A 24,434-nucleotide genomic window follows, 5' to 3' on the forward strand; every position below is an offset into this window, starting at 1 on the left:
ATTGGGTTTGTGCCGGTTTAGAGATCGCTGTCAGGCGAGGTTTTCGTCGGTGGCCGGCACGATCAGGATGCCCGCGCGCAAGCCGTTCTTGACCTTGGGATTGGGAAAGATGATGCGTGCTCCCTCCTCCTCAATCACCCAATGGGTATTGGCCAAATCCTCGGCCAGCACGTAACCCACTTCCAACTCTGAAAAGTTTTCGATGTCCTGCGGCAGGTTCAGGCGGAATGCATCGCTGTGCTTGATGATTTCCCGGGCGACGCTGAACAGCTGCAAACCGTCCAGCCCCTGCTCAGCCATCTGCGGCTCGTTGCCTTCAATGATCTGCTGCAGACGGGTTTCCAGCAGCGAGACATTGACCCCGTCGTTCTGCCCGAACGGCCGCGCCTTGCCCAGTTCCAGCGTGAAAGCCTCGGCACCGAGCTTGTCGTAGGTGTACGAGCTGAAGACGATCGACGGTTTGTTCTGCAACAGCACCGCTTCCATCCCGGCAGCACGCAGACGTGCCAGCTCCAGACGCGAATGCTGGCGACCTTCCTTCCACGGATACAACGCGAATTGCTCGATCTTCGAGCCTCGAATCGCCGTGTGCAGGTCGTAGTGCAGACGCTGGCGATCCGGCAGGCTGAAGAAACTCGCCGCCAGACGTTCCAGCTCACAGGCACGCAGCGCTTCGCTGCCACTGCTTTGTTCATGACGGCCGTTGAACAGCCGATTGACGTCCTGCTCGACGAAACGCTCGCCCTTGCGAATCGCTTCCGGGTTGCCGAACAGGAACAGAATGCGTGCGCGCGGCTTCAGGTCACCGCGAGCGATATCGTGCAGCAGCCGATCAAGCAACTCGATCGGCGCTGTCTCGTTGCCGTGGATGCCTGCCGACAGCAGCAGGTCCAGGCCATTGTCGCGCGCTTGCGGTGGCCGGACTTCCAGCGCACCTTCGCTCAACCAGCGCATACGCACGCCTTCGACAGTCAGTTGAGTCTTCTCCGCCGGTTCACGGCCGGCGAGGGTCAGTTCAAGCAGTTTGCCGAGGGCGAGCATAGAGCGGTTTCCTTAGTGATCGTGGTTGCAATCCGGGCCGTGCACGTGGTCTTCGTCGTCGCCGACGTCAGCCGGTTCCATTTCCAGTTGCAGACTTACCAGATTAGTCGCCAATGGGCGCAGCAGCAGGTTGGCGTACTCGGCGTCACCTTCTTCAACGTCCACGCCAATTAGCAGTTGGCCACGGCCGTCCTGCTGGATCCACAGCTCTTTGCCTTGCCACATGACCGCGACGCGGGTGCACGAGGTTTGCAGTTGCGTGCCGTCGGTGTCTTCAAGGATCAACTGCAGGGAATCGCTCATGTTTTTACTCTCTTGGGGAGACAAGCCGCGCGCCGCGTTCTGGCGACGCGCCGGCCATCAATTGATCTGGAATGGATAAACCGCGCCCAGTTTAAGGATTTGCGTCAGTTCATCCAGTGCCGTCCGGCATTCAAGCAGCAATTGCGGATCCGCCAGATCGGTTTCGCTCAGGCGGTCGCGGTAGTGCTTTTCAACCCATGCGGTCAACGAACCGTACAACGGTGGCGTCATGATAACCCCTGGGTTGACCGCCGCCAGTTCGGTTTCGTTAAGCGCGACGCGCAGTCGCAGGCACGCCGGGCCACCACCGTTCTGCATGCTTTGCTTGAGATCGAAGACTTTCACTTCGCGAATCAGACCGCCGGAGCTGGTCAGGCTTTGCAGATAAGCCCAGACGCGCTCGTTGGCCTGGCACTCTTGCGGCACGATCAGCAGCATCGAGCCGTCAGGACGCGAGAGCAACTGGCTGTTGAACAGGTAGGAACGCACCGCATCATCCACGGTGACTGCCGAACGCGGCACACACACGGACTGGAAGTTGCCGCCGACTTTGGCGAGCTTGCTTTGCAGTTCGGCGAGCATCTGATCGGTCTCGAGGAATGCATCTTCGTGATAGAACAACACTTCACCGTTACCGACGGCGATCACGTCGTTGTGGAACACGCCCTGATCGATCACGTTCGGGTTCTGCTGCGCGTAAACCACGCCTTCGTCTCGCAGACCGTGTAGACGCGCGACCGCTTGCGAGGCTTCGAGGGTCTGGCGCGCCGGGTATTTCTGTGGCGCCGGGAAACGGTTGTCGAACGCACTGCGGCCGAACACGAAAAACTCGACGCCCGCCTCGCCATACTCTCGACAGAAACGCGTGTGGTTGGCCGCGCCTTCGTCACCGAATTGCGCTACCGCTGGCAATGCCGCGTGATGCGCGAAGTGCTGCTGATTGGCGAACATCGCGCCGAGCACACGGCTGGTGGTCGGGTGCTCGATGCTGCGGTGGTATTTGCAGTTGAGGTTGGCGGCGGTGAAATGCACGCGACCGTCTGCGGTGTCGGCACTCGGGCTGACAGTCGCGGCGTTAGCCACCCACATGCTCGACGCGGAGCAGCTGGCGACCAGCAGCGGCATCGCCTCTTTGGCGGCGCGCTCGATCACTTGCGCGTCGGTGCCGCTGAAGCCCAGACGGCGCAGGGCGGCCACGTCCGGACGTTCCTGTGGCGCCAGCACGCCCTGCTGAAAGCCCATTTCCATCAGCGCTTTCATCTTCGCCAGACCTTGCAAGGCCGCTTCCTTCGGGTTCGAAGACTGCTGGCTGTTGCTCTGGGAGGCAACGTTACCGTAGGACAGACCGCCGTAGTTATGGGTCGGCCCCACTAGACCGTCAAAATTGACTTCATAGGATTTCATCAGCGAGGCTCCACGAGAATCTGTTGTTATAGGCTTCAGTAACTATTCTTTTAGACCGAGGCGCGGCCTTCGCGAGCAGGCTCGCTCCCACAGGATTTATGTTGAACACAATATGTGTGAACACCACTGAACCTGTGGGAGCGAGCCTGCTCGCGAATGGGCATCACGCCATCTTCACGCCGGGCGTCAGGGCAGCAGGCAACACCAGGCTTGGGGTTTCCAGCGAGGCCACCGGGTACGCGCAGTAATCCGCCGCGTAATAGGCGCTGGCGCGGTGGTTGCCCGAAGCGCCGACACCACCGAACGGCGCGCTGCTCGCAGCACCGGTCAGTTGTTTGTTCCAGTTGACGATACCGGCGCGGCTTTCCAGCCAGAACTGCTGATAACGCGCTTCAGAATCCGACAACAGACCTGCGGCCAGGCCGTAAGCAGTGTCGTTGGCTTCAGCGATCGCCGCTTCGAAATCGGTGTAGCGGATTACTTGCAGCAACGGGCCGAACAGCTCTTCGTCCGGGCGATCGGCAACTGCGGTGACATCGACGATTCCCGGGGTCAGCAGCGCGGCTTGGGCCTGCGGCTGAGTCATTTCCAGCAGCGACACGGCGCCGTTGGCCAACAGATGTTCTTGAGCATCCATCAGCGCTTTCGCCGCGCCGAGGGAAATCACCGAGCCCATGAATGGGGCTGGTTGCTGATCGAATGCACCGACCTCAATGCTCGCACTGACTTCCACCAGACGCTTGAGCAGGCTGTCGCCCCACGCGCCTTGCGGCACCAGCAGACGGCGTGCACAGGTGCAACGCTGGCCGGCAGAGATGAATGCCGACTGAATGATCGTGTAAACCGCCGCATCCAGATCCGCGACCTGATCAACCACTAGCGGATTATTACCGCCCATTTCCAGCGCCAGAATCTTGTCCGGACGCCCGGCAAACTGCTGGTGCAGATGGTTGCCTGTGCGGCTCGAACCGGTGAAGAACAGGCCGTCGATGCCCGGGTTCGCCGCCAGCGCAATGCCGGTTTCGCGCGCACCTTGCAACAGGTTCAAAACGCCCGCCGGCAGACCGGCTTCAATCCAGCACTTGACCGTCAGCTCGGCGACTTTCGGGGTCAGTTCGCTGGGTTTGAACAGCACGCTGTTGCCGGCCAGCAGCGCCGGAACGATATGGCCGTTCGGCAAGTGCCCTGGGAAATTGTAAGGACCGAACACCGCGACCACGCCGTGTGGTTTGTGGCGCAATACGGCGGTGGCGTCGCCCAACGGGCCGCTCTTCTCGCCGGTACGTTCACGGTAGCTCTGCACCGAGATGGCAATTTTGTTGACCATGCTGGTCACTTCGGTCGCCGATTCCCACAGTGGTTTGCCGGTCTCTTCACCAATGGTGCGAGCCAGTTCGTCAGCGTGGCTTTTCAACGACGCGGCAAAAGCCTCAAGCACAGTGATGCGCTCGTCCAGCGTGCGACGTGCCCAACCCGGAAACGCCTGACGCGCAGCTTGCACAGCCGACTCAACCTGCGCAGCCGTAGCACCCTCCCCCGACCACAGCACTTGCTGGGTCACCGGGTTCAGCGATTGAAAGGCTTCGCCCTGACCGGCCAGCCACTCACCTGCGATGTATAGCGAATTCATTATTTCGACTCCCGTGCAGCGGACAACGCCACGGCGCGCACTTGATCGCCAGCGTTGAGTTGAAGACGTTTGGCGGTCTGCGGATCGACCACCAGGGTGCCGGCAGCCAGACGCGCCGGCGCAGCGGTGATGCGGCAGTCTTCGCGTTTGCGGTTATGGATGATGAACGGCGTGGCGTCTTCGCCCGGTGTGCCAACAGCGAGCACCAGCGCTTCACTGTCACGTACCGCGCGGATCTTGCCGGTTTCGCATTCAATGGCCGGACCTGCGTCGAAGATGTCGACGTAACCCTGGTAGCTGAAACCTTCGCTCTTGAGCATCGCCAATGCCGGCTCAGTGTCCGGGTGCACCTGACCGATGACGTTACGTGCGCCTTCGGAGAGGAAGCAGGTGTACAGCGGGAATTTCGGCATCAGCTCAGCAATGAACGCCTTGTTGCCGACACCGGTCAGGTAATCGGCCTGGCTGAATTCCATCTTGAAGAAGTGACGACCGAGACTTTCCCAGAACGGTGAACGGCCGGCGTCATCGGACACACCGCGCATTTCGGCGATGATCTTGTTGCCGAACAATTCAGGGTATTCCGCGATGAACAGCATGCGCGCCTTCGACAGCATGCGACCGTTCAGACCGTTGCGGTAATCGGCGTGCAGGAACAGCGAGCACAGCTCGGAATTGCCGGTCAGATCGTTCGCCAGAAACAGCGTCGGGATCTCGCGGTAGATGTTCAGCTCTTGCGAAGCGCTGACGGTCAGACCGACACGGAAGTTGTACCACGGCTCACGCAGACCAACGGCGCCAGCAATGGCGGAAATCCCTACCACGCGGCCATCGTCGTCTTCGAGCACGAACAGGTAGTCCGCGTCGCCACGGCCAGCTTCGCCGCGAAAGGTCTTCTCGGCCCAGCCGACCCGGTGGGCCAGACGTTCTTCGTTGGCCGGCAATGTGGTCAGGCCGGTGCCGGTGCTGCGGGCCAGGTCGATCAGAGCGGATAAATCGCTGCTGCGTACGGGACGAACAATCATGCTATCTCCTCAAACGGGCCGCCTTCGCCACCCGTGAAACTCGCTAAGGCGTTAAACCGCCACCAGGCGCACGCTGGCACCTTCACCGACGCCCAGGGCTTCGGCCGCTTCCAGATCCAGAGTCACCGGTTTGCCCGGCGCGTAATCCAGCTCCAGCAACACCGCGCGGTAATCCTGCAGCTGCGCGTTAGCCACCAGATACTGACGCCCGGCACCTTTCACCGGCTCGCCGATCTTCACCGGCACCACGCGGCTCTGAGCGATCGAACGGATCCCCGACACACGTGCATGCAGGGTCGGACCACCGTCGAAAATGTCGATGTAGTGATCGGTCTCGAAGCCTTCGCGCATCAGGATGTCGAAGGTGATCTGCGCACGCGGGTGCACCTGGCCCATCGCCTCTTGGGCGGAATCCGGCAGCAGCGGTACGTAGATCGGGTAATGCGGCATCAGCTCGGCGAGGAACGTACGGCTTTTCAGCCCGCACAGACGCTCGGCTTCAGCGTAATTGAGGTCGAAGAAGTTGCGACCAATGGCATCCCAGAATGGCGAGTCGCCGTTCTCATCGCTGTAACCGACGATCTCGGTCACCACCGAATCGGCGAAACGCTCCGGGTGACTGGCGACAAACAGCAGACGGCCACGGGAGTTGAGCTCGGACCACGGCGAACCGACCAGCTCGCGCTGCACGTAGAAACTGGTCAGCAAGCTGTTGCCGGTCAGGTCGTGGCACTGCGAAAGCACGTGGATCTTGTTGTGGATCTTCAGCTCACGGGAGGCATGCACGAACGTCTCGTTGCGGAAGCTGTAGAACGGCTCCGAGTAACCGGCCGAAGCAACAATCGCCGAGCAGCCGACCAGCTTGCCGGTGGCGGTGTCTTCGAGGACGAAGAAATAGCTTTCCTCACCGTTGAAGCTCACTTCGGCAGCAAACGAGGCTTCGCTCGCGGCAATCTTGTCGCTCAGACGTTCCACGTCATCCGGCAAGGAAGTGACACCAATCGGGCTGTCCGCAGCCAGACGCTGTACCTCGCCCAGATCAGCCATTTGCGCGGGGCGCATCACCAGCATGGTGTCACTCCTTTCTCTTATAAATTCACAGAAAAAAAATAACCGGGCCTACATGGAGATCAATGTAGGAGTGAGCCTGCTCGCGATTGCGGTCTGTCAGAAACCAATGAGTTGACTGACACACCGCAATCGCGAGCAGGCTCACTCCTACAGTTGATCTGGTCCGGCATAAAATTTTGATCGACGCCTGAAAACTCCAGGCGCCGAAGGGTCTATCAGGCTTGCGTCAGTGCAGCAGCTGCGCGCTCGAAACGATCCAGACCGGCATCGATATCAGCGTCTTCCACCACCAGGCTCGGGGCAAAACGAATCACGTCCGGGCCGGCTTGCAGAATCATCAGGCCTTCTTTTTCAGCGGCGTTGAAGATGTCTTTGGCCTTGCCTTTCCAGGCATCGCTCAGCACGCAACCGATCAGCAGGCCGAGGCCACGCACCTGAGTGAACAGGCCGTATTTCTCGCCGATCTGCTCAAGGCGCGCCTTGAACTTGTCGTGCTTGGCGTTCACGCCGTTCAGCACTTCAGGAGTGTTGATCACATCGATCACCGCTTCAGCGACCGCACACGCCAGCGGGTTGCCGCCGTAGGTGGTGCCGTGAGTGCCGACGACCAGATGTTTGGCCAGCGCTTCGGTGGTCAGCATCGCCGCAATCGGGAAACCGCCGCCCAGGCTCTTGGCGCTGGTCAGGATGTCCGGGGTCACGCCGTAATGCTGGTAAGCGAACAGCTTGCCGCTGCGGCCCATGCCGGTCTGCACTTCGTCGAACACCAGCAGCGCGTTGTTCGCGTCGCACAGTTCGCGGGCACCTTGCAGGTAAGCCAGTTCGGCCGGCAGTACGCCGCCCTCGCCCTGAATCGGTTCCAGCACGACCGCGCAGGTCTTGTCGGAAACCGCAGCTTTCAGCGCGGCCAGGTCGTTGTAAGGCACGTGGGTGATGCCGGTGATTTTCGGGCCGAAACCGTCGGAGTACTTCGACTGGCCACCGACGTTGACGGTGAACAGGGTACGACCGTGGAAGCTGTTCAGCGCCGCAATGATTTCGTACTTCTCAGTGCCGAAACGGTCGAACGCAACGCGACGGGCCAGCTTGAACGCGGCCTCGTTGGCTTCAGCGCCCGAGTTGCAGAAGAACACGCGCTCGGCGAACGTGGCATCGATCAGCTTGTGCGCCAGGCGCAGGGCTGGTTCGTTGGTGAACACGTTGGACACGTGCCACAGCTTGTTCGCCTGTTCGGTCAGTGCACCGACCAGCGCCGGGTGCGCATGGCCCAATACGTTAACGGCAATCCCGCCGGCGAAGTCGATCAGCTCGCGGCCGGCCTGATCCCAGACGCGGGAACCGGCGCCACGCACCGGAATGAAAGCGGCAGGCGCGTAGTTGGGAACCATTACCTGGTCGAAATCGGCGCGTTGTACCGCAGCGTGCTCAACGGACATCGGAGTCTCCTGAAGAGGAACACTCGCCTGAAACTGGCGAGCTTGGTGAGGATTGTAAGGACAGTTTTCAGCCCGGCCTTGTCGCCAAGCGACAACTTCTTATAGCGCAAACCCCGGATTTTCCCGGGTTTACGGCAATGCGACATATAGCGTCGCAAAGGCGCAGTTTAACTGGCACCGTCGATTTGCGGCAGGCTGCAGAGAATACCAACTCAACCCTGCGACAAAGATATAAATATGTACCGCACAAGGGTGGCCGGTTGCTGATTTGCTGCGCGTTCTTTTCAACGCCAAGGAATGGCCCATGCACCTGACTCAGCGACACCCTCCGACAGCCTCGACCGCCACGAACAACGCGCTGCATCCAGACGATCATTACCTGCCGCTGAAAAATGCCTTGCCCGATTGGCTCGGCGCCGCGACACCGACTCGCCGCCTGGCACTCAGGAACAGCCTGCCGCGCCTGTCCCTCACTCTCCAGTCGGCACCTGCCGAGCAACATCAGCAGATGAATAGCCTCAACGCCACGCAATGGGCCGCGCAAAGCAAGGTCGATCAAAGCCTGGAGCACTTGCAGGACGCCAGCACCTTTGCCGAGCCCTTGCTCCAGCAAGAACTGAAAAACTGGTTCGGCCTGGACCTGGATGTGCGCAACACCTTCGTGCGCCTGTACATCCCCGCAACCACTCCGTGGTTTCCGATCCGCACCGGCACGCGCGCCTGGACCGTGTCGTTACTGGAGGCCGCGCTGCACAACTTCGAGGAATCGGAAACCCGTGACGATGCCTTCGAAGCTGACTCGACCTTCGTCACTCGTCCCACCGTCAGCGGCCAGTTCAGTCCCCTGCCGGCGATCAAGGCGAAAATGAGCATCGCCGCTTTCACCCGATTGTGCCGAAGACTGGACATCGGCGCGCGATACAAGGCCCATCTCAAAGACAACCTCGGCTATACCGATCCGATGGTGGCCACCGTGCTGCGCAACAAAATCGATGACAGCCAGAAAGCCGCGATGAAAGCCGCCCTGCAGTGGGCGCGGATGAACCGCGATGTGTCGGAAAGCTATTTTCGCTTGATCGATGCCGTGCTCGACGGCATGAAAGGCCTGTACATCAGCGGGGCAGCGGTGTTGTGCCATGACATGGGGATGCTGTGCGCACCGCTGACCGGTATCGTCGTGTTTGCCCCAGACCTGTACGCCTCGCCAGACCCGGCACGGGTGGTGGCTTATGTCCCCGATGATCCCGAGCACCCTTTCAAGGAATACGCCTCGACCTACGACCTGGTCGCTGAACTGACCCGCCAGTTGCGCTCGAAAGACTACCAGCAGTTTTTCAGCCGATTCGTGAACCACGAACATCGAGGTGTTTTCTTCAGCACCCTCAATAGCCGCTTGAGCCAGATCATGTGGCACCCGCCCGAGTCCGGCAGCTCGCTGCCCGCATGGCGCGACACCGCTGTCGAGCGCCCGGATCTGCAAACCACGCTGACCGCGTTCCATGACAATCTCTGGCAACACATCCATCACGCGAAACTGAACAAGATCTTCAATGACGCCAGGGTGATCGCCGTACCCACCGCGGTGGTCGACCAAAAAGCGCGCTGGGCCTTCTGGGACTCGGTGAGCAACATCATTTCCACCATCGTGCAGACCGCCGCGCTGATCGTTGCGCCGTTCGTGCCGGTGCTGGGTGAAGCCATGATGGCGTACATGGCCTATCAAATGCTCGATGAAGCGTTCGAAGGCGTCATCGAGTGGGCGCAGGGGCGAACGACCGAAGCCTTGGAACTCTTGATGGGCACCGTGGAATCGATGATCCAGTTGGGCCTGTTCGCCGTGGGCGGCAAGATTGGCGCGGCCGAGTTCCGCAAGATTTTGCCCAAGGAAGTCGTGGCGTTCATCGACCGCTTCAAACCGGTAAAACTGGCCAGTGGCAAGACCCGCTATTGGGAGCCGGATCTCGAACGCTACAAGCACCCGCAGGTTCCAACGGCAGATTCGCAACCCGATGCGCTGGGTTTGCACACGCATCAGGGCAAGCGCCTGCTGCCCTTGGAGGATGCCCACTTTGCAGTAAAAGAAAGCCAGGTGCCGGGGCAGTACCGCATTGAACACCCGAGCCGCCCCGACGCTTACCAACCGGTGGTGCGCCACAATGGCGAAGGCGCCTGGCACACTGAACTCGAGCAACCGCTGGAATGGGATGGCGAGACGGTTCTGCGCCGTATCGGTTCTTCCGTCGAGAGCCTGTCGCCGAACGAGCGCGAAACCGTCTTGCGGATCAGCGGAACCAGCGAAGACGCGTTGCGCAAAATGCATGTCAATCAGGAAAAAGTCCCGCCTTTGCTTGCCGACAGTATCCAGCGCTTCAAGATTGATCAGCAGTTGCAACGCTTCATCGATCAGCTCGACAGCCATGTCGCCGAAGAGTTTTTGCGCGCCGACCCGGTCACACAGCTGCAGGTGCTCAGCGAATACGGGCGTTGGCCAAGCGATAAGTGCCTGCGTCTGCTCGATCGACAAGGGCAGCGGCTGTGGCAATCGTCTGCGGACACAAGCCTGCCCGTGACCGAACTGCGCCAGGACAGACTGCTCGGTGACGACGTGCTTAAAACCCTGCTCTATAGCCTCGACGAGACGCAGATCAAAGCCTTGTTGAACGAACCCTTTGCGGGACCGACGCAGTCCGTCGAGGTACGCAGCCAGAACCTGCGCAAGCAAGTGGCCGATCTCGCCAAACGCAACAGGAGCGCGCTGTTCGAGACGCGTTATCAGGCCCTTCAGCACCTCGATGATCCGTTGGCGACACGACTCAAGGCCCACCCTCCCGAACTGCCGGCCAGCATCACCCGCGAACTGCTCGATACCGCGACCGGTAGCGAACTGTTGCAGATCAACGAAGGACAATTGCCCGCGCGCCAGCAGGCACTCATGCAGATGGCCAGTCAGGAGGTGCGCGTTACCCGCGCCTATGAAGGCCTGGAGCTGGACTCGGTGAGCAATTCCGACTCCGACTCTCTGGCGCTGCACAGCCTCAAATTGTTGCCAGGCTGGAGCGGCGATGTACGCATCGAGATCCGGGACAGGCGCTACGAGGGCCCGTTACTGGACACCATCGGCCGTGAAGATGCAGTCGCACACAAGGTTCTGGTTCGCCGCGACGATGGCCAATATCAACCTTACGACGATCGTGGGCAGCAGCTGCATTCGTTCAGCGATTTCTATTCCAGCCTGTTGTACGCATTACCCGACAGCGAGCGCCAGAACCTCGACATCCGGATTGGCCAGGGCCAGGCGCTGAAGGCGACCATTCGCGAACGTACGCTTGAGCGCAACGAGTTGCGTCAGGTGATCGGCGATACGCCGACCCAACCGTCGGCTGTCGACACACTGCGGCTGCTGGGGACCGATGGTTATCCCCCTGCGCCACCACGTCCGCCGCGCCCCAGTTCCCAACCGCGCACACTCGAAGAAGACATCCGGGTGCTCTATCCGCGAATGTCGAACCGTGAGGTGGGTTATCTCGCCGAAAGCATGCTACGCAGTCCCTCTGGCCCGCGCGCAGAGATACTTCGCTTGCAAAATGACTACCTGCAATTGCAGAACGAACTGCATGTCTGGGCCAACAATCCGCCCGCCATTCACCCCGAAACCGGCATGGCGCTCACGCCGCTGGAGAAGCGCGCCGAAATCCAGAACCGCAGGTTGCTCAGGGACGAGTTACTCAAAAGCTGGCGACGGGAGAACGTCACGCACTACGATCAACAGGGCTTCGCCGCCGGGCACGCCGTGCTGCTTAAGCACGCCATCATCGGCGACTTGCCCGTCCTCTCGAGCGATTTCAGTCATATCACTTCGCTCGGCATTGATGGCAGCCCCATGACCACCTCGGTCGAGCGCTTTTTGCAGTCTTTCAGTCAGTTGCAGATTCTGGATGCGCGCAACCTCAACCTGCCAAGCCTGCCACAAGCGCTGACCTCGATGCGCTCGCTGCGCGAATTGAGATTACGCGATTGCCGAGTCAGCCTGACAACGGTCACCGAGTCGGTGTTCGCCTCTATGCCGCAACTCACTCTGCTCGATCTGGAAGGCAACGCGCTGGGCTTGCCGCCGGACCTGCACTCGATGCCTGCATTGCGTTACGTCAATCTGTCGAATACCGGTATTTACACGGTGCCCGACGATTTGCTGGATCATCCACGCCTGATCTCGGCGCAATTCGATCGCAACCGCATCACCCGGATACCGGAAAGGTTTTTCAACCTGCCCAGCTCCCTCAGCGACGGTTACACCTTTGCTGACAACCCGTTGAGTGCGGCCTCTCGCGAACGGGTGAAAGTGTTCTTCGAGCACACCGGAAAGTACTTCGGTGTACGGCCTGTACAGGAAGATCTGCAGCGCACGATCGCCTTGTTCCCAGCCCTTGATGCTGAAAAAGCTACACAGGTGTTGTACCGACTGCCCGGGCCGTTGGCCGAATTCGGTGCACAGTTGTCGCGCTGGGAAGATGAACTCGGCGCCCTGAACCTCGAACTCAATCAATGGACCAACCAGGCCGCCGTCCTTGACCCTGAGACGGGCGAACGTCTGCCCCTTGAAGCACAAACCCGCGAACTGGACGCCAGGCGATCCTTTGCGCAACAGATCGAGCAGCTCTGGCGCAGCCCGCCCGGCTACTACCGCCTTAAAGTACTCAGGGCAACGGCAACGTTCACGGGGGATATGCCGACGCTCAGCGCCGGTTTCGAGCACGTTACCCGGCTGGACCTCAACGGCAACGCCAATATCACCAACGCCCTGCGCTTCGTCGAGTGCTTCCCGAACCTGGCCGAGCTGAAAATGAACGGCTTCGAACTGGAGCCGCTTGCGCTTGGCGAAGTAAAACTGCCTCGACTGACCGACCTGGAGCTGAAAAATTGTGGCGTGGTCATGACCCCGGAAAATCAGGCTGTGCTGCTTTCACTCGACAGCCTCGACTCGCTGAACTTGAGTAACAATCCGCTGGGGACGTTCCCCGACCTGAACCTGCTGCCCCAACTGGACGATCTCGACCTGTCCAACTGCGGGCTGACCGTCGTGCCTGAAGGATTGACCAGCCATCCAGGTTTTCGAACCGTGGTGCTTGCGGGGAACCGCATCACGCAACTGCCTGACGCGCTGTTCGACCTTCCCGCCGATCGCAGTGACGCTATTGACCTTGCCGACAACCCGCTATCGGCAGCCTCCCGCGACCAGATCAAGAATTACTTCCGCAGCCATCGAAACGACTTTGACGTACTGGCTGACGAGCAAGACGTTGCCCTCGCCCGGCAGTTGTTTCCCGGTCTGAACGCCCAAGAGGCCAGCGAGATGATCTACGACTTGCCTGGCGACCTGGCCGGCGGTCGAAAACAACTCGTGCGCTGGAGAGCGGAGCTGCAACAGATGCGCGAGGATCTGGCGCGCTGGGCACTGGAAACTCCATCAGCGCACCCGGTTACAGGTCAGGTGCTTAGCGAAGGCGAGCGTCTGGAGCAACAAGACGCGCGTTCCGCCTTCAAGGAGCTCATGGAGGATTTCTGGCGTGAAAGGTCAATTGACACCGGCGCGCGCACCGCGTCTTTTGCGACAGACCTGAAGTTCTTCGGCGAACTGCCCCGCCTGACTGTGAACTTCGATCACGTGACAAGCCTCAAGCTTGCAGACAATGCAACGACCACAGGCATCGATTCATTTGCTGCCTTGTTCCCGAATCTTCAGGCGCTGGAACTGAAAGCCTTCGCGCTCGATGACATCCCCTCATTCGTCGGGCGCCTCAAGGATCTCAAAGAGCTCAAACTGACTGACTGCGCGCTGACATTCACGCCTGAAGGGCAGCAACTGCTCGGTGCCATGTCCAAACTGCAGTTGCTCGATCTGAGCCACAACCCGCTGACAATCGCACCTGATTTGAACGCCTTGCCAAACCTGACGAGCGTTTCACTTGCCCATACAGATATCAGCAGCGTGCCCGAGGGTATCGCCGAGCATCCGGCTCTTGAAATTCTCCATCTCAATAACAACAACATCACCGAGCTGCCGGACACTTTTTTCAGCTTGAGTGCCGATCAGGCCGACGGCGTATATCTGAACGATAATCCGCTGTCCTTGAATGCTCGCGAGCGCATCAAGCGCTACTACGCCACACAGGGACGCAACTTCCGGGTCAAACCGGCATCGGCTGACATTGCCATGGCGCAAAGACTGTTCCCGCGACTGGGTGACAACGCGGCCATCAACATGATTTATCGCCTGCCCGGGACATTGCTGGCCGGCACGACTCAACTGCTCAGTTGGGAGGCAGAAATCGCCCGAATGATGGGTGATCTCAACGCGTGGCGTGAGCGTCTGCCGGTCAACAATCCGTTGACTGAACTGCCATGGACTGCTCAGGAAAAAGCCACAGAACTCGCCGCCAGACAAGAATTCAGCGACAAGCTTGAGCAACTCTGGCGCGGCCGGCGTAACGACAATTCAGCACTACGGTTCAACACCTTCGATGCCAAGCCGGCGTTTACCGGTGAGTTACCGGAGCTGAGCACTGATTTCACTCACATCACGCATCTCAATCTTCAGGGCAATCCAGGGCTGAAGGTTTCCGGGGGTTTTCTCAGAAGCTTCAGCGGATTGCAGGGACTGGAACTGCAGGGCTTCGGCCTCGGCCGCATACCTCAAGCGCTTCAAAGCCTGCCGTCGCTCGAAACGTTGATGCTGAGCAAGTGCCAGATCACTCTGGATCCTGAAGGACAAGCGATCCTGTCCACGCTGACCCGATTGAAATCGCTGGACTTGTACAGCAACACATTGCAGGCCACGCCCGATGTATCGGCCCTGCAAAACCTGACGTTCATCGATCTGATCAACACCGGGATCGATAGTGTGCCTGCCGGGCTGGAACAGCTGCCGCATCTGGAAGTGGCGTTGCTGAGCGACAACAACATCATCGAACTGCCGGCGGAACTGACGCGTTATTCGGGTCGCGGCATGGAACTGGGCAGCAACCCGCTGTCAGAGGCTTCCAGAGAACGAGTCAAAGCCGCTTTCCAGGCCAAGGCCGACAACTTTGGTATCTCCGCTCGACAGGACGACATCGAACTGGCTCAAAGTCTTTACCCATCGCTGTCCGGTTTCGACGCCAACGATCTTATCTACAGCCTTCCGGGTACGCTGGCCGATGGACGTCTTGAGCTGATGCGCCGCAAAACCGAGCTGACCGGCCTGCTCGACCGCCTGGGCACCTGGGCAAATGAGCCTCCCAGCGATCCTGTAACGCAGATGCCACTTGGGAACGACGCTGCAGCGACGGAAAAACTCAATCGCCAAACCTTCAGGCTCAACCTGGAAAAGGAACTGCGCCTAACGCCCACGTTCCTGACAGATCCAGCGGTTTACTGCGAGTTGTCGTTTACCGGTGAGCTGCCGCCGCTGACCGCACGCTTTGACCACATTGAAAAATTGAATCTGACCACCAAAGCGTCCGCCCCGCCTCGGGTTGATCGTCTGCTGGAGCTTTTTCCCAAGCTCAAAGACATCGACATCCGCAAATTTCCGCTGGGCGAGATTCCCGCCCCGATCTTCGCTATGGACAGGCTGCGCAGCCTGCATCTGCCCGACTGTGGAATCACCCTGACGGAACCGGCTGCAGAGGCCTTCGCAGGCTGGAAAAACCTGAGTTCCGTGGACCTGAGCAACAATCCGCTCAACATTGCTCCAGACCTGAGGCATCTCCCGCAGTTGGACAATCTGCGTCTCGGCAATTGCGCCTTGAGCAAGGTACCTGACGGTCTGTTCGAGCTGCCTCGATTGACGAGCGCGGACTTGTCCGGGAACGCGATTACCGAGTTGCCAGGCGAGTTTCCTTCACAGCCCGGCGACGCCGTGACCGAATACAACTTCGACGACAACCCCCTTCACCCGGAAAGTCAGCAACGCCTGGACAGATACACCACGGCGTTTAACGAGCAAATGAACGAAAGATGGAGGACGGGGGTTCGGCGCGAACTTGACGACTTCGTGGATTCGGATTTTTCCGATGGCGAGGAGCGACCATTACCATCGGCAAGGCATAGCTGACCCGCCGTCAGCCACGTTCTGGCGGCACTGACGACAACTCGAACGGGCTGCTGCTGCGCCGCTGGTTGCGATCTTCCCGCGGCGTGGCACCGAAGAAGTTGCGATAGGCGCTGGAGAAATGCGGCCCCGAGGAGAAGCCACAGGACAGGCCGATCTGGATGATCGACTTGCTGGTCTGCATCAACATCTGCCGGGCTTTGTTCAGGCGCAGCTCCAGGTAGTACTGGCTCGGCACACGGTTGAGGTATTGCTTGAAGATCCGCTCCAACTGGCGACGGGACACGCACACATGCTGGGCGATTTCGTCGGTGGTCAGCGGTTCTTCGATGTTGGCTTCCATCAGCAACACCGCTTGGGTGAGCTTCGGATGGCTGGAGCCGAGACGGTTCTGCAACGGGATGCGCTGACGCTCGCCGCCCTCGCGAATGCGTTCAACGACCAGTTCTTCCGAAACCGCTCCGGCCAACTCTGCACCGTGATCGCGAGCCAATACCGCCAGTAGCAGATCAAGCACGGACATGCCGCCGCACGCGGTCAGGCGATCGCGATCCCAGTCGAACAGGTGACTGGTGGCAATGACTTTAGGGAAACGCTCGGCGAAATCGTCCTGCCAGCGCCAGTGCACGGCAGCACGATAACCGTCGAGCAACCCCAGTTGCGCCAACGGATAGACACCGGCCGACAGACCGCCGATGACCGTACCCGCACGTACCAATTGCTTGAGCGCACTGCTCAGTGCCGGCGCCAATGTGGTCGGCGGCTCGTCAGCGAGCAGGAACAGTTTCTGGAAGTTTTCGAGTTTGCCGGTCCAGGCTTCACCGGGCAATTGCCAGGCGCCTTCGGCCGCCGCTGCGGTCACGGCTTCCGCCTGCAGGAACGACAGCTCGTAAACCACCTCCGGGTGCACACGCTGAGCAACACGCAAGGCTTCCTCCGCCAGCGCCAGCGTCAACGCTTTAGTGCTGGGCCAAATCAGGAAACCAATTCGATGGGCAGTCATGGGCGGGCGATCCGAAACGAAGAACAGTGATGAAGGCATGGGCCAATGCTAGCCCGTAAATGAACACAAATCTGAGACCAACACCGATCAACTGTAGGAGCTGTCGAGTGAAACGAGGCTGCGATCTTTTGATCTTGTTGTTGAAGATCAAAAGATCGCAGCCTTCGGCAGCTCCTACAGGAAATTGAAGCCAGCCTACTGGCTGCGAAGCATGCACTATCGCGGTGCACAACGGCAGCCCTGATTTATTTCAAACTGCCCGAGAGGAATTGTTGCAAACGTTCAGACTGCGGATTCACCAGCACTTCACGCGGGTTGCCGCTTTCTTCAACAACACCTTTGTGCAGGAACACCAACTGGTTCGACACTTCACGGGCAAAGCCCATTTCGTGCGTGACCACGACCATGGTGCGACCTTCCTGAGCCAGCGCTTGCATGACTTTCAGCACGTCTCCCACCAACTCCGGGTCGAGGGCTGAAGTCGGTTCGTCGAACAGCATCACCTCAGGTTCCATCGCCAGCGCACGGGCGATCGCCACACGCTGCTGCTCGCCACCGGACATGTGCCCCGGGAACGCGTCTTTACGATGGGCCACACCGACCTTGTTCAGATAGTACTCGGCTTTTTCGCGGGCTTCGTACTTGGGTACGCCCAGTACGTGAACCGGCGCTTCCATGATGTTTTCAATAGCAGTCATGTGCGACCACAGGTTGAAATGCTGGAACACCATCGACAGGCGCGAACGCATGCGTTGCAGCTGTTTCGGATCAGCGGCTTTCAGCGCGCCGTCCTTGTTCGCCACCAGTTTCAGCTCTTCGTTGTTGAGCAGAATCTTGCCCGCGTGCGGCTGCTCGAGCAGGTTGATGCAGCGCAGGAAAGTACTTTTGCCGGAGCCACTGGAGCCGATGATGCTGATCACATCGCCGGCTGCCGCTTTCAGGGACACGCCCTTGAGCACTTCGTGACTGCCATAGCGTTTATGCAGGTCTTGGACTTCAAGTTTGTACATGCGGTCGGTTCTCACAAAAACAGTCAGTCAGTCGTTGAGCAAGCGCCCGTGACGCAGCGCTTCGCGCCCCGCCACCTTGGCCAGCCAGAAACCGGGTTGGGCATAACGCAGCCGTTCAATGGCAAACAGCACCCCGGAGGTACCAGCACACACCGTGCTGACCCGATCGGACAGAGGATCAATCACTTCAAAAATCTCGTCGCCGGCCTCGACCCACTCGCCGGGCTTGCGCAGAAAACTTACGACGCCCGGATACGGCGCGAACAGCAACTCGGTGCCTTCGAACGGCATGCCGTCACAGGCCTCGTGCGCCGGGTTCGGCCACTCGCCGGTGATCAAACCTTGCTCGGCGAGGAAGGCGAGAATGCCTTCAGCATACGCGCAAGCTTCGGCGCGACCGGTATCGGCCTGACCGCCCAGCTCAATGGTCGTTGCCAGACACGCCAGTGGAATCTGCGCATCAGGGAACAGCCGCGACAGACGCAGCCATGGCAGCGAACAAGCCTCATCGAACGAGCTGCCGCCGGAATCTTCCGCGAGCAATCCGACCTTCACATTCAGGTGCGCGGCCAGTGAGCGCCACTGCGGCCAATGCTGCGGCAACGCGTACATGTGCAGTGCGGCTTCGGCATCGCAGTGCAAGTCCAGCACCACGTCGGCTGTGCAGGCATGGCTGAGCAACACGCGCTGCATGCCTTGCAACTGGCTGCTCGCCTCTGGCAATGCCGCCAGGTGATCGGCCATGGCCTGACGAATCAGGCGCACATTGGCGTGCGGATCGTCACCGAGATTGTCGGCTAAAGCGGCCGCAACCGGCGCGCTCAGTTCGACGAAATCACGATTGAAATTCTTGCCACTGCCGGCCTCGAAACGGCCCTGGTGATTGCCTTGCAGCAATTGCCCGAGACCCAAGGGGTTGGCGACTGGCACCAGCTCGATGACACCGTTGAGCAGGCCTTTGGCTTCGAGTTCGCCGAGGCGCTTTTTCAGCTCCCAGGCGGTGCGCATGCCCGGCAATTCGTCAGCGTGCAGGCTGGCCTGAATATAGGCCTTGCGCTCGCCGCGACCGAAGCGAAAGACCGAAATCTTGCGCTCGCTGCCCAAGTGGCTCCACGGCAATACGTGGTCGATGCGTTCCATATCAGTGCTTCCGCGGGGCCAGGTAGCTCAACCAGCGACGCTCGGCCAGTTTGAACAGCTTGACCAGAATGAACGTCAGGCACAGGTAGAACACGCCAGCGGTGATGTACGCCTCGAACGGCAGATAGAACTGCGCGTTGACCGTGCGCGCTGCGCCAGTGATGTCGATCAAGGTCACGATGGAGGCCAGACTGGTGGTCTGCAGCATCATGATCACTTCGTTGCTGTACTGCGGCAGTGCCCGGCGCAGGGCCGATGGCAGCAGAATGCGCTTGTACAGTTTGAAGCGCGACATGCCCATGGCCTTGGCCGCTTCGATCTCACCGTTCGGCGTGGCTTTGAGGCTGCCGGCAATGATTTCCGCGGTGTAGGCGCTGGTGTTGACCGCAAAGGCCAGGCACGCGCAGAACGTTGCGCTGGACAGCCATGGCCACAGGAAGCTTTCGCGGACCGCTTCGAACTGCGCCAGACCGTAGTAGATCAGGAACAGTTGCACCAGCATCGGCGTGCCACGAATCACGTAGGTGTAAAGCCACGCGGCGCCGTTGACGACTGGGTTCTTCGAGACGCGCATCAGCCCCAGCGGCAGGGCCGCGAGCAGACCGAAAAACAGCGACAGCGCGAGCAGTTTAAGGGTGGTCAGCAGGCCGCCGAGGTACAGCGGCATGGCCTCCCAAATGACGTTGTAGTCGAAGATCATAGATCAGCCGCCCTTACGCCTACCGAGTAGCGCTTCTCAAGTTGACGCAGGATCAGCAACGAAACACTGGTGATCACCAGGTACATCGCCGCCACTGCGAGGAAGAAGGTGAAAGGCTCGCGGGTGGCATCTGCCGCCTGCTTGGCCTTGAACATCATGTCTTGCAGACCGACCACGGAAATCAGCGCGGTGGCCTTGGTGAGAACCAGCCAGTTGTTGGTGAAGCCCGGAATCGCCAGGCGAATCATCTGCGGCACCATCACCCGGAAGAACACCTGAAAACTGCTCATGCCGTACGCCATGCCCGCTTCGGCCTGACCTTTTGGAATGGCCATGAACGCGCCACGGAAGGTTTCCGACAGGTACGCACCGAAGATGAAACCGAGGGTGCCGATGCCGGCGGCCAGCGGATTCAAATCGATGTAATCGTCATAGCCGAGCATCGGTGCGACGCGGTTGAGCAAATCCTGACCGCCGTAAAAGATCAGCAGGATCAGCACCAGATCAGGAATCCCGCGGATCACCGTGGAATAAAGATCGCCCAGCCACGCCAGCCAGCGCACCGGCGACAGGCGTAACGCGACACCAATCAGCCCGAGAACGATGGCCAGAGCCATGGACGACAAGGCGAGCTGAAGCGTCAGCCATGCGCCATCGAGGATGACAGCCCCGTAGCCTTTCAACATGATTCAGGTCCTCGAAAGTTGGGATGAAAAAATGGCGCAAACCGCAGAGATCCTGTTGCTTGCGCCATTTCGGACTTGTCGCAGAGACGTTTTACTTGCCGTAGATATCGAAGGCGAAGTACTTGTCCTGGATTGCCTTGTATTTGCCGTTTTCACGGATGGCCGCGATGGCCGCGTTAATCTTGTCTTTCAGGGCGTCACCCTTACGGACTGCGATGCCTACGCCGTCGCCGAAGTATTTGACGTCGGTGAACGCAGGACCTGCAAACGCGAAGCCTTTGCCGGCGTCGGTGTTGAGGAAGCCATCTTGCAGCAGAGTAGCGTCAGCCACGGTACCGTCGAGGCGACCGGCAGCCACGTCGAGGTAGATTTCGTTCTGCGAGCCGTACGGCTTGATCTCGGCACCCAGCGGGGCGAGGACTTCGCGGGCGAAACGCTCGTGGATCGAACCACGTTGCACGCCGATGTTCTTGCCCTTCAGCTCAGCCAGACCTTCGCTGACCTGAGTACCGGCCTTCATGACCAGACGTGCCGGGGTGTTGTAGTACTTGTTGGTGAAGTCGACCGACTTCTTGCGATCTTCAGTGATCGACATGGACGACAGGATCGCGTCGATCTTGCGCACTTTCAGTGCAGGAATCAGACCGTCGAACTCTTGCTCGACCCACACACACTTGACCTGCATCTGCTCGCACAGAGCGTTGCCGATGTCGTAGTCGAAACCGACGATGCTGCCGTCCGGTGCTTTCGAAGCGAACGGAGGGTAAGCCGCTTCGATACCGATCTTCAGAGGTTTTTCGTCAGCGAAGGCGTTCATCGACAGCACGGACAGTGCCAGGGCGCCAAGCAGCACAAGTTTCTTCATCTTGGGACTCCATCGGTAAAGGGCAAAAACGGCAGAGTGAGCGACAGCCCAATATGCGAATGGGTGAATCGGGAAATCGGTTGCTGCATCGGTGGGAAATTTCCCATTGAAACCGTCGGAGATTTCAACGTCAGCCACGATGAGCGAGTGATCGGCATTCTAACGACAGGCCCGAAGCCGATATTTCTTCAATGCGACAACTAATTACAGATGCACAGAGAAAGCGACTTGAGCACATTGACAGCCTTGCAATTTCATGCAAGAGCGAAAGACAGTGAACCGATCTATGCTGCAAATTGCGGGCCTATTATTCGCAAACCCTTCTAATCCGGCAAGCGCAGCGTTGTGTCTTATTTTTCACCGGGGGTTTCGAGGCTCTAAAACGGGGCAATGCGTTTCCCTTTGCCCCGCTCCGGGGCGGGCGGTTACACATTCGGTTACGTGGAAGGTGTTGGGTAACAGGGGGAAATGTCTTACGGGGGAGATCGATAATTATTGACCCCCCGATCGTTCCCACGCTCTGCGTGGGAATGCAGCAAGGGACGCTCCGCGTCCCCGGAGCCGACGCAGAGCGTCGAGGGAGGCATTCCCACGCAGAGCGTGGGAACGATCGGAAGGTACTCGGTCAAACTGTGGGAGCGAGCCTGCTCGCGAAGAGGCCCGCCCAGCCACCACAAAACCCCCAGACACAAAAAAACCCCGCCCGGCAAACACCGGACGGGGCTTTTCAATGCATCAAGCCGAATGCTTAAGCAACATTCATGGTCTTGTGCGTATCAATCAAATGCTGCACCACACCCGGATCCGCCAGGGTCGAGATATCCCCCAACCCGTCATATTCCGCCGTGGCAATCTTGCGCAGAATCCGGCGCATGATCTTGCCCGAGCGGGTCTTCGGTAGCCCTGGCGCCCACTGGATCACATCCGGCGAAGCAATCGGGCCGATCTCCTTGCGCACCCAGTTCTTCAATTCCAGACGAAGCTGCTCAGTCGGCTCCTCGCCATTCTTCAACGTGACATAGACATAAATGCCCTGCCCCTTGATGTCATGCGGCACACCGACCACCGCCGCCTCAGCAACTTTCGGATGCGCAACCATCGCGCTTTCGATCTCGGCCGTACCCATGCGGTGGCCAGAGACGTTAAGCACGTCATCCACGCGCCCGGTGATCCAGTAGTAGCCATCGGCATCACGACGCGCGCCGTCACCGGTGAAATACATGCCACGGAAGGTCTTGAAGTAGGTATCGACGAAACGATCGTGATCGCCATACAGCGTGCGCGCCTGACCTGGCCACGAGTCGAGAATCACCAGATTGCCTTCAGCCTCGCCCTCAATAATGTTACCGAGGTTGTCGACCAGCGCCGGCACCACACCAAAGAACGGACGTGCTGCCGAACCCGGCTTCAGCGCGTGGGCACCCGGCAACGGGCTCATCATGTTGCCGCCGGTCTCAGTCTGCCACCAGGTATCAACGATCGGGCAACGCGACTTACCGACATTCTTGTAGTACCAGTCCCAGGCTTCCGGGTTGATCGGCTCGCCGACCGAACCGAGCAGACGCAGGCTGCTGCCATCCGCACCTTCAACGGCGGCCTGACCCGAGGCCATCATCGCGCGAATCGCGGTGGGTGCGGTGTAGAGGATGTTGACCTTGTGCTTGTCGACGATCTTCGCCACTCGGGTGATGTCCGGATAGTTCGGCACGCCTTCGAACAGCAACGTGGTCGCGCCATTGGCCAGCGGGCCGTAGACAATGTAACTGTGGCCAGTGACCCAGCCGACGTCGGCGGTGCACCAGTAGATTTCGCCTGGGCGGTAGTCGAACACGCGCTCGTGGGTCATCGCCGCGTACAGCAAATAACCGCCAGTGGTGTGCTGCACGCCCTTCGGCTTGCCGGTGGAGCCGGAGGTATAAAGGATGAACAGCGCTTCTTCCGCGCCCATCTCTTTCGGCGCGCAGACGGTGCCCGCCACTTTCATCAGGTCTTCGTACCAGATGTCGCGATGCTGGTTCCACTTGATGTCGCCACCGGTGCGCTTGCACACGATGACTTTCTGGATGCTGCTGGTTTCCGGGTTGGTCAGCGCGTCGTCGACGTTGGCCTTGAGGGAAATCTTCTTGCCGGCACGGATGCCTTCGTCAGCGGTGATCACCACTTTCGATTTGCAGTCAATGATGCGACCGGCCAGGGCTTCCGGCGAGAAACCGCCGAACACCACCGAGTGAATCGCGCCGATCCGGGTGCAGGCCAGCATGGCGACCACGGCTTCGGGAATCATCGGCATATAAATGGTTACCACGTCGCCGCGGTGCACGTCCTGACCACGCAAGGCGTTGGCGAGTTTGCACACTTGCTCGTGCAGTTCGCGGTAGGTGATGTTACGGCTTTCGGATGGATCGTCGCCTTCCCAGATGATCGCGACTTGATCGCCGCGCTCGGCCAGATGACGGTCGAGGCAGTTGTAGGAAACGTTCAGGGTGCCGTCGGCAAACCATTTGATGTCGACATGGTGATCGTCGAACGACGTCTGTTTCACCGTGGTGAAAGGCTTGATCCAGTCGAGACGCTTGGCTTGCTCGCGCCAGAAGCCGTCAGGGTTGACGACCGACTGCTGGTACATGGCTTTGTAGGTCGCCTCGTCAGTCAGCGTGTTAGCCAGAACCTCGGGACGAACGGGATACAGAGAAGCCGCACTCATCTTTCCTACCTCGGTGTAATAGTTGTTTTTGTATGACCCTGTTGTAACGGGGCGGGGGCCATAGAACCATTCGACGATGGTAGTAACAAGCCCCTACAAGTCGTGGCGATACCGAACCAAAACCCTCAACCCCATGCCCCACGCCCCACGCCGCCTGTAGGAGCTGCCGAAGGCTGCGATCTTTTGATCTTGCTTCTAAACATCCAGATCAAACGATCGCAGCCTTCGGCAGCTCCTACAGGGGGATTTCGGGGATTGTTACCAAATCTGCCAAAGGTGTTTATCAAAACCCGGTCTGTTTACCCCCGCCCCATCTCCCTAAAATTC

The 24,434-nt window shown here is 59.5% G+C and carries 15 protein-coding genes; 1 reads left to right on the top strand and 14 read right to left on the bottom strand.

Translation table 11 applies throughout. The annotated features are described in order from the left end of the window. Positions 1 to 30: 30 nt before the first annotated feature. The 7 genes from astE to CKW26_RS07620 all read right to left on the bottom strand — a co-directional run bounded on the left by astE (position 31) and on the right by CKW26_RS07620 (position 7,910). Positions 31 to 1,041 (bottom strand): succinylglutamate desuccinylase, encoded by a 1,011-nt coding sequence (gene astE, locus CKW26_RS07590; RefSeq protein ID WP_095048118.1) that lies wholly within the window; start codon positions 1,039 to 1,041, stop codon positions 31 to 33. Positions 1,042 to 1,053: 12 nt separating this feature from the next. Further along, positions 1,054 to 1,344, bottom strand: a complete 291-nt coding sequence (locus CKW26_RS07595; protein WP_016983958.1) for a hypothetical protein — start codon at positions 1,342 to 1,344, stop codon at positions 1,054 to 1,056. Positions 1,345 to 1,401: 57 nt separating this feature from the next. Beyond that, positions 1,402 to 2,748, bottom strand: coding sequence for an N-succinylarginine dihydrolase (gene astB, locus CKW26_RS07600; protein ID WP_095048119.1), 1,347 nt, complete (start codon positions 2,746 to 2,748; stop codon positions 1,402 to 1,404). Between the two features lie 163 nt (positions 2,749 to 2,911). Next, positions 2,912 to 4,381: a succinylglutamate-semialdehyde dehydrogenase gene (gene astD / locus CKW26_RS07605; RefSeq protein ID WP_176471327.1), complete on the bottom strand. Its 1,470-nt coding sequence runs from the start codon at positions 4,379 to 4,381 to the stop codon at positions 2,912 to 2,914. Then, a complete protein-coding gene (gene astA / locus CKW26_RS07610) occupies positions 4,378 to 5,403 on the bottom strand; it encodes an arginine N-succinyltransferase (RefSeq protein ID WP_095048121.1) in 1,026 nt (341 codons plus the stop codon). The genes astD and astA overlap by 4 nt, the downstream gene beginning before the upstream one ends. A 51-nt stretch (positions 5,404 to 5,454) precedes the next feature. Next, positions 5,455 to 6,474: an arginine/ornithine succinyltransferase subunit alpha gene (gene aruF, locus CKW26_RS07615; RefSeq protein WP_007951057.1), complete on the bottom strand. Its 1,020-nt coding sequence runs from the start codon at positions 6,472 to 6,474 to the stop codon at positions 5,455 to 5,457. Between the two features lie 215 nt (positions 6,475 to 6,689). Then, complete coding sequence (locus CKW26_RS07620; RefSeq protein WP_008077923.1) at positions 6,690 to 7,910, bottom strand: aspartate aminotransferase family protein; 1,221 nt, start codon at positions 7,908 to 7,910, stop codon at positions 6,690 to 6,692. 304 nt (positions 7,911 to 8,214) lie between these two features. Between CKW26_RS07620 and CKW26_RS07625 the strand changes: the two genes are divergently transcribed. Continuing rightward, on the top strand, positions 8,215 to 16,002 hold the full coding sequence (locus CKW26_RS07625) for a dermonecrotic toxin domain-containing protein (RefSeq protein WP_095048122.1): 7,788 nt from the start codon (positions 8,215 to 8,217) through the stop codon (positions 16,000 to 16,002). 7 nt (positions 16,003 to 16,009) lie between these two features. Here the strand turns inward: CKW26_RS07625 and argR are convergent, their stop codons facing one another. The 7 genes from argR to acs form a co-directional block, all read right to left on the bottom strand. Then, positions 16,010 to 17,002 (bottom strand): transcriptional regulator ArgR, encoded by a 993-nt coding sequence (argR, locus tag CKW26_RS07630; RefSeq protein ID WP_176471324.1) that lies wholly within the window; start codon positions 17,000 to 17,002, stop codon positions 16,010 to 16,012. Between the two features lie 245 nt (positions 17,003 to 17,247). Beyond that, positions 17,248 to 18,012: an ABC transporter ATP-binding protein gene (locus tag CKW26_RS07635; protein ID WP_007912705.1), complete on the bottom strand. Its 765-nt coding sequence runs from the start codon at positions 18,010 to 18,012 to the stop codon at positions 17,248 to 17,250. Positions 18,013 to 18,039: 27 nt separating this feature from the next. After that, positions 18,040 to 19,152, bottom strand: a complete 1,113-nt coding sequence (locus tag CKW26_RS07640; protein WP_095048124.1) for a M14 family metallopeptidase — start codon at positions 19,150 to 19,152, stop codon at positions 18,040 to 18,042. Between the two features lies 1 nt (position 19,153). Continuing rightward, positions 19,154 to 19,852: an ABC transporter permease gene (locus CKW26_RS07645; protein WP_007912703.1), complete on the bottom strand. Its 699-nt coding sequence runs from the start codon at positions 19,850 to 19,852 to the stop codon at positions 19,154 to 19,156. Beyond that, positions 19,849 to 20,538 carry an ABC transporter permease gene (locus CKW26_RS07650; RefSeq protein ID WP_007912702.1) on the bottom strand — a complete coding sequence of 230 codons (690 nt, stop codon included), beginning with the start codon at positions 20,536 to 20,538 and terminating at the stop codon, positions 19,849 to 19,851. Before CKW26_RS07650 ends, CKW26_RS07645 begins: the two co-directional genes overlap by 4 nt. 91 nt (positions 20,539 to 20,629) lie before the next feature. Continuing rightward, complete coding sequence (locus CKW26_RS07655; RefSeq protein ID WP_038366516.1) at positions 20,630 to 21,403, bottom strand: ABC transporter substrate-binding protein; 774 nt, start codon at positions 21,401 to 21,403, stop codon at positions 20,630 to 20,632. Between the two features lie 748 nt (positions 21,404 to 22,151). Next, positions 22,152 to 24,107, bottom strand: a complete 1,956-nt coding sequence (gene acs / locus CKW26_RS07665) for an acetate--CoA ligase (protein ID WP_095048126.1) — start codon at positions 24,105 to 24,107, stop codon at positions 22,152 to 22,154. Between the last annotated feature and the right edge of the window lie 327 nt (positions 24,108 to 24,434).

This window comes from Pseudomonas sp. Irchel s3h9 (assembly GCF_900187475.1).
Classification (GTDB): Bacteria; Pseudomonadota; Gammaproteobacteria; order Pseudomonadales; family Pseudomonadaceae; genus Aquipseudomonas; species Aquipseudomonas neuropathica.

Bases quoted from the DNA above. Each gene is read 5' to 3' on its own strand.
- astE (WP_095048118.1), bottom strand. From the start codon at position 1,041: ATGCTCGCCCTCGGCAAACTGCTTGAACTGACCCTCGCCGGCCGTGAA.
- CKW26_RS07595 (WP_016983958.1), bottom strand. From the start codon at position 1,344: ATGAGCGATTCCCTGCAGTTGATCCTTGAAGACACCGACGGCACGCAA.
- astB (WP_095048119.1), bottom strand. From the start codon at position 2,748: ATGAAATCCTATGAAGTCAATTTTGACGGTCTAGTGGGGCCGACCCAT.
- astA (WP_095048121.1), bottom strand. From the start codon at position 5,403: ATGATTGTTCGTCCCGTACGCAGCAGCGATTTATCCGCTCTGATCGAC.
- aruF (WP_007951057.1), bottom strand. From the start codon at position 6,474: ATGCTGGTGATGCGCCCCGCGCAAATGGCTGATCTGGGCGAGGTACAG.
- CKW26_RS07620 (WP_008077923.1), bottom strand. From the start codon at position 7,910: ATGTCCGTTGAGCACGCTGCGGTACAACGCGCCGATTTCGACCAGGTA.
- CKW26_RS07625 (WP_095048122.1), top strand. From the start codon at position 8,215: ATGCACCTGACTCAGCGACACCCTCCGACAGCCTCGACCGCCACGAAC.
- argR (WP_176471324.1), bottom strand. From the start codon at position 17,002: ATGACTGCCCATCGAATTGGTTTCCTGATTTGGCCCAGCACTAAAGCG.
- CKW26_RS07635 (WP_007912705.1), bottom strand. From the start codon at position 18,012: ATGTACAAACTTGAAGTCCAAGACCTGCATAAACGCTATGGCAGTCAC.
- CKW26_RS07640 (WP_095048124.1), bottom strand. From the start codon at position 19,152: ATGGAACGCATCGACCACGTATTGCCGTGGAGCCACTTGGGCAGCGAG.
- CKW26_RS07645 (WP_007912703.1), bottom strand. From the start codon at position 19,852: ATGATCTTCGACTACAACGTCATTTGGGAGGCCATGCCGCTGTACCTC.
- CKW26_RS07650 (WP_007912702.1), bottom strand. From the start codon at position 20,538: ATGTTGAAAGGCTACGGGGCTGTCATCCTCGATGGCGCATGGCTGACG.
- CKW26_RS07655 (WP_038366516.1), bottom strand. From the start codon at position 21,403: ATGAAGAAACTTGTGCTGCTTGGCGCCCTGGCACTGTCCGTGCTGTCG.
- acs (WP_095048126.1), bottom strand. From the start codon at position 24,107: ATGAGTGCGGCTTCTCTGTATCCCGTTCGTCCCGAGGTTCTGGCTAAC.